8 protein-coding genes are annotated in these 10,251 nt (G+C 65.5%); all 8 read left to right on the forward strand.

Features of this window, described 5'->3' with window-relative positions:
- Positions 1 to 879, forward strand: an 879-nt coding sequence (locus tag ABWP92_RS14345; RefSeq protein WP_353236075.1) for an ABC transporter substrate-binding protein, incomplete at its 5' end; no start/stop codon positions are given.
- 9 nt (positions 880 to 888) lie between these two features.
- Positions 889 to 2,073: a c-type cytochrome gene (locus ABWP92_RS14350; RefSeq protein ID WP_353236076.1), complete on the forward strand. Its 1,185-nt coding sequence runs from the start codon at positions 889 to 891 to the stop codon at positions 2,071 to 2,073.
- A gap of 103 nt (positions 2,074 to 2,176) precedes the next feature.
- The gene (locus ABWP92_RS14355; RefSeq protein ID WP_353236077.1) at positions 2,177 to 3,283 is read left to right on the forward strand and encodes an LLM class flavin-dependent oxidoreductase; all 1,107 of its coding nucleotides are present in this window, start codon (positions 2,177 to 2,179) and stop codon (positions 3,281 to 3,283) included.
- Positions 3,284 to 3,285: 2 nt separating this feature from the next.
- Positions 3,286 to 4,437, forward strand: a complete 1,152-nt coding sequence (locus ABWP92_RS14360) for an acyl-CoA dehydrogenase family protein (RefSeq protein ID WP_353236078.1) — start codon at positions 3,286 to 3,288, stop codon at positions 4,435 to 4,437.
- 202 nt (positions 4,438 to 4,639) lie between these two features.
- Complete coding sequence (locus ABWP92_RS14365; RefSeq protein WP_353236079.1) at positions 4,640 to 8,572, forward strand: DUF3683 domain-containing protein; 3,933 nt, start codon at positions 4,640 to 4,642, stop codon at positions 8,570 to 8,572.
- Complete coding sequence (locus ABWP92_RS14370; protein WP_353236080.1) at positions 8,569 to 9,015, forward strand: HIT family protein; 447 nt, start codon at positions 8,569 to 8,571, stop codon at positions 9,013 to 9,015. Before ABWP92_RS14365 ends, ABWP92_RS14370 begins: the two co-directional genes overlap by 4 nt.
- Before the next feature lie 87 nt (positions 9,016 to 9,102).
- Positions 9,103 to 9,516: a gamma-butyrobetaine hydroxylase family protein gene (locus tag ABWP92_RS14375; protein ID WP_353236081.1), complete on the forward strand. Its 414-nt coding sequence runs from the start codon at positions 9,103 to 9,105 to the stop codon at positions 9,514 to 9,516.
- A gap of 102 nt (positions 9,517 to 9,618) precedes the next feature.
- Positions 9,619 to 10,251: class I SAM-dependent methyltransferase (locus ABWP92_RS14380; protein ID WP_353236082.1), on the forward strand; the 633-nt coding region annotated here is incomplete at its 3' end.

Raw genomic sequence — 10,251 nt, forward strand, 5'->3', positions numbered from 1 at the left:
CTGGCATGGAACGCGAATGCGATCTGCCTTTCCGCTGCGCCGGTGGCGCTGGAGCGCGGCATCTTCGAGAAGCATGGGCTCAAGGTCGAGCTCGTGAATTTCGCGGGTTCGACCGACCAGTTGCTTGAGGCGATTGCGACATCCAAGGCCGACGCGGGCGTGGGCATGATTCACCGCTGGATCAAGCCACTGGAGTCGGGCTTCGACGTGAAGCTGGTCGGCAGCTCGCACGGTGGCTGCTCCCGTCTCGTCGGCTACGAGGCGGCGGGCGTGACCAGTCTCGCCAAGCTCAAGGGCAAGACGATTGCGGTCTCGGATCTGAACGCGCCCGGCAAGAATTTCTTCTCGGTGCTGCTTGCCAAGGCGGGGCTCGATCCCGAGCGCGATGTGCAGTGGCGGCAGTTCCCGGGCGACATGCTCGGCCTTGCGGTGGAGAAGGGCGAGGCGCAGGCGATTGCCGACGGTGACCCGAACCTGTTGCTGATCCAGCGCCGCACCAAGGGGCTGGTCGATCTGGCGACGAATCTCTCGGGTGAATATGCGGCCAAGACCTGCTGCGTGCTCGGTGTGAGCGGCGCGATGGTGCGCAACGACAAGGGCACGGCGGCGGCGCTCACGCGTGCCATCGTCGAGGCCTCCGACTTCGTGGCCGACAACCCGGCCGAGACCGCACGCATCTACAGCCCCTACACCAAGGTGGCCGAGAGCGAGCTGCGCGCGGTGCTTGCGACGCTCACGCACCGCAGTCACCCGGTGGGCAAGAATCTCAAGGACGAAATCGAGTTCTATGCGCGCGACTTCAAGCTCGTGAAAGTGCTCAAGCCCACGACCGATCCCGCGCGCTTCGCGTCGCATGTGTTTGCCGATGTGCTGACCTGAAGCTGGCCTGTGTCGGAGGTTTGGGTCGCATGGATTCTGGAGTGGCTGCTGGCCGCGCAGTTCGCGCTGCGCGATGGCCTGCATGCACTTGGGCTAACGCCGCTGGTCGCCGGTCAGCCTGCGTGGCCGTTCGCGCTGCGACTGTCCGCCGAGATGATGTGGATCGATCCGGGGCATGCGCGGCGCGTGGCGATCACGGGCATCTGTGTGGCGACTGCGGTGCTTTTCTTCGTGATCGCCATCGCGGTCGCGCTGTGGCGCAGGCGGGTGCGCAGCACGCTGGTCGCGGGCTTGCTTGGGGTTGCATTCATCGCTGTGTTGGCGGCGCCCTGGCCTGCACCGCATCTGCTGTTTGCACCTGCGGTGCCGACCAGTCTGCATCGTTCCGACAGCGGATTTCGTCCCGCTGGAATCATGCATGGTCAAGCGCTTTTTCAACAGCATTGCGCGCAATGCCACGGTGCGGATGCGCGAGGGCAGGGGCCGCTCGCGGGCACGCTGGGGCGTTGGCCGCCCGATCTGACCAGGGGGCTGCTGTGGAAGCGGCTCGAAGGCGAGCTGTTCTGGCGCGTGCGCCACGGCATGCGCGACGAGCGTCTCGCGCGCGAGACCATGCCGGGCGCATCGCCGTCGCAGCTCTCGGATGCCGACATCTGGCAGGTGCTCGACTATCTGCAGGCGCGCGCCTCGGGCCAGTCGCTGCGCGATCTGGGGGCCTGGGAGCGGCCTGTGCGCATGCCCACGTTTGCGCTGCGCTGCCGCTATGGTGCGGAGCGTCGCAGCGATGGGTTGAAGGGGCAGCGCGTGCTGCTGGTTCTGCCTTCCAAAGCGCCATCGCCCGCGTCGCAGGAAGACCCGCGCATGGTCTCGGTCACGGTGGGCTCGCGTGCCGATGTCGCCGATCCCGAATGCCTTGCCGATGATGCGCAACTGCTGCCCGCGCTGGCCCTGCTGCTGGGCGAGAGCGAGCAGGACGCGCGTGGCTTTCAGCTGCTCGCGGATCGCGATGGCTGGTTGCGTGCACGCTCGGCACCGGGGCGCTCCGCATGGTCCGAGGACGATCTTGTCTGCCGCACCGGAGCGCAGCGCGTGGACAAGCCGGTAGTTGATTCAAACGCGCAGGGATTGGATGCGCTCTTGCGGCGCATGGATGACGATCCGGTGCGGCCCGTGCGCGCCGGTTTTCCGCATTGAAAATCGCAGAACCTAACGCGTTTTTCTTCGTTGGAATCCGCGCGTTCGCTGGCGATCATGAGGGCATTCATTCACTCATTCATCCATTCACAGGAGAAGCAAGATGCCCGTTCAAATCATTGGAATGATCCAGCCGCACGAAGTGTCCGAAACCATTGCGCGCAAGGGGCCTGCGGTCGATCCGGCCTATGTGCGCGCCTTTGCGCAGGCCCATGAATATGCGGGCTTCGATCGCGTGTTGGTGCCCGCGAGCTCGACCAGTCCCGACACCTTGCTCACGGTGGCCTATGCGGCGGCGGCGACGCAGAAGGTGAAGTTCCTGCTCGCGCACCGTCCGGGCTTTGTCGCGCCCGCGCTTGCGGCGCGCCAGCTGGCCACGCTCGATCACTACACCAATGGTCGTCTCGCGGTGCACTACATCAGCGGCGGATCGGATGTGGACCAGCAGCGCGACGGCGATTTTCTGAACCATGACGAGCGCTACGCGCGCACCGATGAATACCTCGGCATCCTGCGCCGCGTGTGGACCGAGACCAAGCCGTTCGACCATGAAGGCAAGTACTACAAGGTCAAGGGCGCGGCCTCCGAGGTGAAGCCACTGCAGCAGCCCATCGTGCCGATCTTCTTCGGCGGCGCGTCCGAGCCCGCGCTGCAGGTGGCGGGCAAGCATGCCGATGTCTACGCGCTGTGGGGCGAGTCGCTCGCGCAGTCGGAAGACCTGGTGCGCCGCGTGCGCGCCCAGGCTGCTGCCCATGGCCGCAACGTCGAGTTCAGCATCTCGTTCCGTCCCATCATCGCCGAGACCGAGGAGCTGGCCTGGGACAAGGCCGCGCAGATTCTTGAGAAGACCGAGCAGCAGCAGGTGCAGATCTCGCATGCGCGTGGCGCCGGACCGCAGCAAAGTGAAGGTGCCCGGCGCCTCTTGGCCGATGCGGCCAAGGGCGACCGAGTGGATGAACGTCTGTGGACGGCGATAGCGCGCGTGACCGGCGGGCGCAGCAATTCCACTTCATTGGTGGGTACGCCCGAGCAGGTGGCCGAGGCGCTGCTCAAGTACTACGAACTCGGCATCACCACCTTCCTGCTGCGCGGTTTTGATCCGCTGGTCGACACCATCGGCTACGGCCGCGAACTGATTCCGCTGATCCGCGAAAAGGTCGCGCAGCGCGACGCCCTGAACGCCAGCCAATCCGAACGCAAGGCGGCTTGAGCATGAACGCATCGCTCAGTTGGGCCGACACCGCGCGCGTGCTCGCGGCGGAGTTCGGCAGACGCGCCGCGCAGCATGACCGCGACGGCACGTTCCCGCATGAAAACTTTGCGGATCTGCATGCGGCCGGATTGCTGGCGCTGGCCGCACCCAGGGCGCTGGGCGGGCAGGGTGCCACCAGCACGCAACTGGCCGAGGTGCTGGGCGCCATCGGCTACGGCTGCCCGGCCACCGCGCTGGTGCTGAGCATGCAGTACATCCAGCAGCGACAGGCGGGCCGGGCCGGTTCGCCGTGGCCCGAGGCCTTGGCGCGCAAACTGGTGACGGATGCGGTGGAGCGTGGCGCGCTGATCAACGCGCTGCGCGTCGAGCCCGAGCTCGGCTCGCCCGCGCGTGGCGGATTGCCCGCCACCGTGGCCACGAAGACGCCCGACGGCTGGCGGATTTCCGGCCGCAAGATCTATTCGACGGGCTCGCCCGCATTGCGCTGGCTTGCGGTCTGGGCGCGTACCGACGAAGCCGTTCCCCGCGTGGGGACTTTCCTGGTGCGCGCCGACGATCCCGGCGTGCTCATCGAGGAAACCTGGGACCACCTCGGCCTGCGCGCGAGTGGCAGCCATGATGTGGTGCTCGACGGCGTGCTGACGCCCGCCGATCACGCCATCGGTCTGGTGTCGCCAAGCGCGGCTCCGGCCAAGGACGGGGTATTTCAGGCGGAGATGACCCTGCTGCTCGGCGCGCTCTACGACGGCGTGGCCCGCGCGGCGCGGGACTGGCTGGTGGCGTTCTTGAACGAACGCGCGCCCGCCAACCTCGGCGCGCCGCTCGCGAGCCTGCCCCGGTTTCAGGAGGCCGTGGGGCGGATCGAAGGGCAGTTGCTCTCCAACCGCGTGCTGCTCGCGCGGCTTGCTGCCGATCTCGATGCCGGAGTGCCCACTTCGGCGACGGACGCGGGGCTGGTGAAGAACCTGGTCATGGCGCAGGCCATCGCCGTGGTGCAGGACGCGCTGTCGCTCTCCAGCAATCACGGGCTCTCGCGGCGCAACCCGCTCGAGCGGCACCTGCGCGACGTGCTCTGTGGTCGGGTGCATACGCCTCAGGAGGACAGTGTCCTGCTGGCTGCGGGGCGGGCGGCGCTGGAAAACGGACGATGAATCCGCCCCGGACGGGCGATGCCTGCGTCTTTCTGTGGGTTTTTTGCCGAGGCGAAAGCATTAATTTCCTGCCTTAATCATGTATAGATTGCCATGGCTCTTGCTGCAGTGCAGCGGGAAGTAACGGGCTGTCATAAAATCGCACCCCCGAGGCACGCGGGCTGCCGGTTTCAGGCGGCCTGCCCATCCAGGCGAAAACCCCATGAATGTTCCGATTGCGCTGGCTGCCCTGCAGGCGCAGGGCGAAGAGCCCACCCGTTTGCGTGAAATTCCGTACAACTACACCTCGTTTTCCGACCGGGAAATCGTGATCCGGCTGCTGGGCGCGTCCGCATGGGGCGTGCTCGATCAATTGCGCCGCGAACGCCGCACGGGCCGATCCGCCCGCATGCTGTACGAGGTGCTGGGCGACATCTGGGTGGTCCAGCGCAATCCCTATCTGCAGGATGACCTGCTGCACAACCCCGATCGTCGCAAGATGCTGGTCGAGGCGCTCTCCCACCGCCTGTCCGAAATCGAAAAGCGCCGCCAGCCCAAGGAAGACGCCGAGCGCGACCGTCTGGTCGGCATTCTGGTTGCGGCCGCGCGCCGCGCCATCGACGAGTTCGACTCCACGCTGGTCGAGGCGGGCGAGCTGCGCAAGAAGGTGCAAAAGCGCCTTGGCAAGCACACGGCCAAGGACAACATCAAGTTCGACGGCCTCTCGCGCGTGTCCCATGTGACCGACGCGACCGACTGGCGCGTGGAATACCCCTTCGTCGTGCTCACCCCCGACACCGAGGCAGAAATGGCCGAGCTGGTGCGCGCGAGCATCGAGCTTGAATTGACCATCATTCCGCGCGGAGGCGGCACCGGCTACACCGGCGGCGCGATTCCGCTGACCTGGCGCAGCGTGGTGATCAACACCGAAAAGCTCGAAGCCATGACCGAGGTCGAGATGCGCAGCCTGCCGGGCGTGGACCGCGAGGTCGGCACGATCTGGACCGAGGCCGGCGTGGTCACCCAGCGCGTGGCCGATGCGGCCGAGCGCGCGGGCTTCGTGTTCGCGGTCGATCCGACTTCTGCGGAAGCCTCCTGCATCGGTGGCAACATCGCGATGAACGCGGGCGGCAAGAAGGCCGTGCTGTGGGGTACGGCGCTCGACAATCTGGCGAGCTGGCGCATGGTGACTCCGCAGGCCGAATGGCTCGAAGTCACGCGCGTCAATCACAACCTCGGCAAGATCCACGACGCCGAAATGGCAAGCTTCGAGCTGCAGTATTTCGCGGCCGACGGCAAGACGCCGCTGCGCACCGAGCGCCTCGACATTCCGGGCCGCACCTTCCGCAAGGAAGGTTTGGGCAAGGACGTGACCGACAAATTCCTCTCGGGCCTGCCCGGCGTGCAGAAGGAAGGCACGGACGGCCTGATCACCAGCGCACGCTGGATCGTGCACCGCATGCCCGAGCACACGCGCACCGTGTGTCTGGAGTTCTTCGGCAACGCCAAGGACGCGGTGCCGAGCATCGTGGAAATCAAGGACTTCATGTTCGCCGAGCAGAACCGCTCGGGCGTGCTGCTGGCGGGCCTTGAGCATCTGGACGACCGTTATCTGAAGGCCGTGGGCTACGCCACCAAGAGCAAGAAGGGCAACGGCCACTTGCCCAAGATGGTGCTGATCGGTGACATCTCAGGTGACAACGCCGACGACGTGGCGCAGGCCACGGCCGAGGTGGTGCGCATCGCCAACTCGCGCAATGGCGAGGGCTTCATCGCCGTGAGCGCCGAGGCGCGCAAGAAGTTCTGGCTCGACCGCAAGCGCACCGCCGCCATCAGCCGCCACACCAACGCCTTCAAGGTCAATGAGGACGTGGTGATCCCGCTGCCGCGCATGTGGGAGTACACGGACGGCATCGAGCGCATCAACATCGAGCTGTCGCTGCGCAACAAGCTCAAGCTGTGCGATGCGCTCGAAGAGTTCTTCGCGCGCGGCAATCTGCCGTTGGGCAAACAGGACGATGCGGGCGAAATCCCGTCGGCCGAGCTGCTGGAAGACCGCGTGAGCCAGGCGCTGGCGCTCGTGGCTGAAGTGCGCGGGCTGTGGCAGAGCTGGCTCGACAATGTCGAGACGCTGTTCCCGCAATTGCAGGACCACACGCTGCGCGCGAGTTGGAAGACGCAGCTCAAGGCGCCGTTTGCGCAGATCTTCAGCGGTGCGGCGTTCCAGCCGATCCTCGCAGAGGTGAACGACATCCACAAGCGCGTGCTCAAGGGCCGCGTCTGGGTTGCGCTGCACATGCACGCGGGCGATGGCAACGTGCATACCAACATCCCCGTGAACAGCGACGACTACGACATGCTGCAGACCGCGCACGAAGCCGTGGCCCGCATCATGGTGCTGGCGCGCAGCCTCGACGGCGTGATCTCCGGAGAGCACGGCATCGGCATCACCAAGCTGGAATTCCTGACCGATGAGGAACTCGCGCCGTTCGCTGAATACAAGCGCAAGGTCGATCCGCACGGCTATTTCAACCGTGGCAAGCTGATCCGCAACCAGGACGATCTGCAGGCCGAGCAGGGCAGGCTGCAGTCCGATCCCGCGCATGCGCATGCGCATTCGCGCGCGTCGCTGATGTTCGCCGACCTGACCAATGCCTACACACCCTCGTTCGGGCTGATGGGGCATGAATCGTTGATCATGCAGCAAAGCGACATCGGCGCGATCGCCGATTCGGTCAAGGACTGCCTGCGCTGCGGCAAGTGCAAGCCGGTGTGCGCCACGCACGTGCCGCGCGCCAACCTGCTGTACAGCCCGCGCAACAAGATCCTGGCGACGTCGCTGCTGGTCGAGGCGTTCCTCTATGAAGAGCAGACGCGCCGCGGCGTGTCGATCAGGCACTGGCAGGAGTTCGAGGACGTCTCCGAGCACTGCACGGTCTGCCACAAGTGCTTCACGCCCTGTCCGGTCAAGATCGACTTTGGCGACGTCACCATGAACATGCGCAACCTGTTGCGCAAGATGGGCAAGAAGAGCTTCCGTCCGGGCAACAAGATGGCCATGGCGATGCTCAACGCGACCAATCCCGACACCATCAAGCTGCTGCGCGGGGCGATGGTCAACGTGGGCTTCAAGGCGCAGCGCGCGGCGGTGGACCTGTTTGGCGCAGTGAGCCGCAAGCAGACGGCGCATCCACCCGCGACGGTGGGCGCGCCGCCGCTCAAGGAAGAGATCATTCACTTCGTGAACAAGAAGCTTCCCGGCGGCCTGCCCAAGCGCACGGCGCGCGCGCTGCTCGACATCGAGAACAAGGACTACGTGCCGATCATCCGCGATCCGAAGACCACCAGTTCGGACACCGAGGCCGTGTTCTACTTCCCGGGTTGCGGCTCCGAGCGGCTGTTCAGCCAGGTCGGGCTCGCAACGCAGGCCATGCTGTGGCATGCGGGCGTGCAGACGGTGCTGCCGCCGGGCTATCTGTGCTGCGGCTATCCGCAGCGCGGCTCGGGCCAGTTCGACAAGGCCGAGAAGATGATCACCGACAACCGCGTGCTGTTCCACCGCGTTGCCAACACGCTCAACTACCTCGACATCAAGACCGTGGTGGTGAGCTGCGGCACCTGCTACGACCAGTTGCAGGGCTATCAGTTCGACAAGATCTTTCCCGGCTGCCGCATCATCGACATCCACGAGTACCTGCTCGAGAAGGGCATCACGCTCGCGGGCAAGGGAGCGTACATGTACCACGATCCCTGCCATACGCCGATGAAGCTGCAGGAGCCCATGAAGACGGTGAAGGCGCTGATCGGCGACAACGTGCTCAAGAGCGAGCGCTGCTGCGGCGAGTCGGGGACGCTGGGCGTGACGCGCCCGGACATCTCGACGCAGATCCGCTTTCGCAAGACCGAGGAAATCCGCAAGAGCGAGGCCAGGATGCGCGACGCCGGCCTGGCTGGCGCCAAGGACAATCTGAAGATCCTCACCAGCTGCCCGAGCTGCCTGCAGGGGCTGAGCCGCTATCAGGATGACCTGCAGAACGGCCTTCTGGAGGCGGATTACATCGTCGTCGAAATGGCCCGTGAAATCCTCGGCGAGAACTGGATGCCCGACTACGTGCGGCGCGCCAATGACGGCGGCATCGAGCGGGTGCTGGTGTGACGGCGGCCGCTGCTCCCGAATGCGCGCTATGCGCACAGGACGGCGGCGCGCTGGTCTGGCGCGGTGAAAAACTGCGGCTGATCCGGGCAGCGGAAGAGGGCTTTCCGGCCTTCTACCGCGTGGTCTGGAATGCGCACGAGGCCGAGCTGTCCGACCTCACGGATGCAGACCGCAACCTCTGCATGCACGCGGTCGCCGTGGTGGAGCGCGCCATGCGCGAGACGCTGGCGCCAGCCAAGATCAACCTCGCCGCCCTGGGCAACATGGTGCCGCACCTGCATTGGCATGTGATTGCGCGCTACGGCTGGGACAGCCACTTCCCCGCATCCGTCTGGGCCAGTCCGCAGCGTGGGCGCAACCCGGACAGGGAAGCCGCCGTCGCCGCACAATTGAGCCTGCTGGATGCCCGGCTGGCCGAACGCCTCTCGGCGCTTTTCGGCTGACCCGGCGCTGATTTTCCGCAGGCGGACCGCGCGGCGCCACAATGCCCGCATGGCCCGCCGCCGCTACCTTTGAAGGGAGAAACCACCATGGCAGGACTTCGTCCAGGCTCGCCGCTTCCTGAATCCATCACGGTGCACGAGCAGTCTCGCGCGCTGGAGGTGCGCTTCAGCGATGGCGCGAGTTTCCGCATTCCATTCGAGCTGATGCGCGTGTATTCGCCATCCGCCGAGGTGCAGGGCCATGGCCCCGGCCAGGAAGTGCTGCAGACCGGCAAGCGCCACGTAACGCTGCTGGGCCTGGAGCCGGTGGGCAACTATGCGATCAAGCCGACGTTCTCCGACGGCCACGACAGCGGCATCTTCTCGTGGGATCTGCTGTATGAATTGGGCCGCAACGAAGCGGCGCTCTGGGCCGAATACGAGTCCCGACTGCAGGCCGGGGGCATCGACCGGGACACGCCGATGCCCGGGAAAAAGGGCCACGGCTGCGGCGGCCACTGACTGCGTTGTCCTGAGTCACAATTCCAACCGTTTATCTTCAAGTCCCACATGAGCGCGGGGTTGTCGCTGTACCTCGGCGATGCGCGCGCCTAGCATCACATCATGAGCAACACACATTTCGGATTCCAGACCGTCGACGAGAAAGACAAGGCGCGCCACGTGCGCGGCGTGTTCGACTCCGTCGCTTCCAAATATGACGTGATGAACGATCTCATGTCCGGCGGCCTGCATCGCGCCTGGAAGGCTTACACGGTCATGGTCGCCAACCTCAAGGAGGGCGATCAGGTGCTCGACATCGCCGGCGGCACGGGCGACCTGGGGCTGGCGTTTTCGAAGAAAGTGGGCGCGAGCGGCACCGTTGTCCACACCGACATCAACGAGGCCATGCTGCGCGTGGGCCGCGACCGGCTCATCAACAAGGGCGTGGTGCTGCCCACGCTGGTGTGCGACGCCGAGAAACTGCCTTTCCCGGACAATCATTTCGACCTGGTGAGTGTCGCATTTGGACTACGGAACATGACGCACAAGGAGCAGGCGCTCAAGGAGATGTGCCGCGTGCTCAGGCCGCGCGGCCGCCTGCTGGTGCTGGAGTTCTCGAAAATCGCCAAGCCGCTGGAGAAAGCCTACGACTGGTATTCCTTCAACGTGCTCCCCCGTATCGGAAGCATGGTCGCCGGCGATGCCGACAGCTATCGCTACCTGGCCGAATCGATCCGCATGCATCCGGGCCAGGAA

This window comes from Diaphorobacter ruginosibacter (assembly GCF_040396215.1).
GTDB classification, from domain to species: domain Bacteria; phylum Pseudomonadota; class Gammaproteobacteria; order Burkholderiales; family Burkholderiaceae_C; genus Diaphorobacter_A; species Diaphorobacter_A ruginosibacter_A.

Bases quoted from the DNA above. Each gene is read 5' to 3' on its own strand.
- ABWP92_RS14355 (WP_353236077.1), top strand. From the start codon at position 2,177: ATGCCCGTTCAAATCATTGGAATGATCCAGCCGCACGAAGTGTCCGAA.
- ABWP92_RS14375 (WP_353236081.1), top strand. From the start codon at position 9,103: ATGGCAGGACTTCGTCCAGGCTCGCCGCTTCCTGAATCCATCACGGTG.
- ABWP92_RS14365 (WP_353236079.1), top strand. From the start codon at position 4,640: ATGAATGTTCCGATTGCGCTGGCTGCCCTGCAGGCGCAGGGCGAAGAG.
- ABWP92_RS14360 (WP_353236078.1), top strand. From the start codon at position 3,286: ATGAACGCATCGCTCAGTTGGGCCGACACCGCGCGCGTGCTCGCGGCG.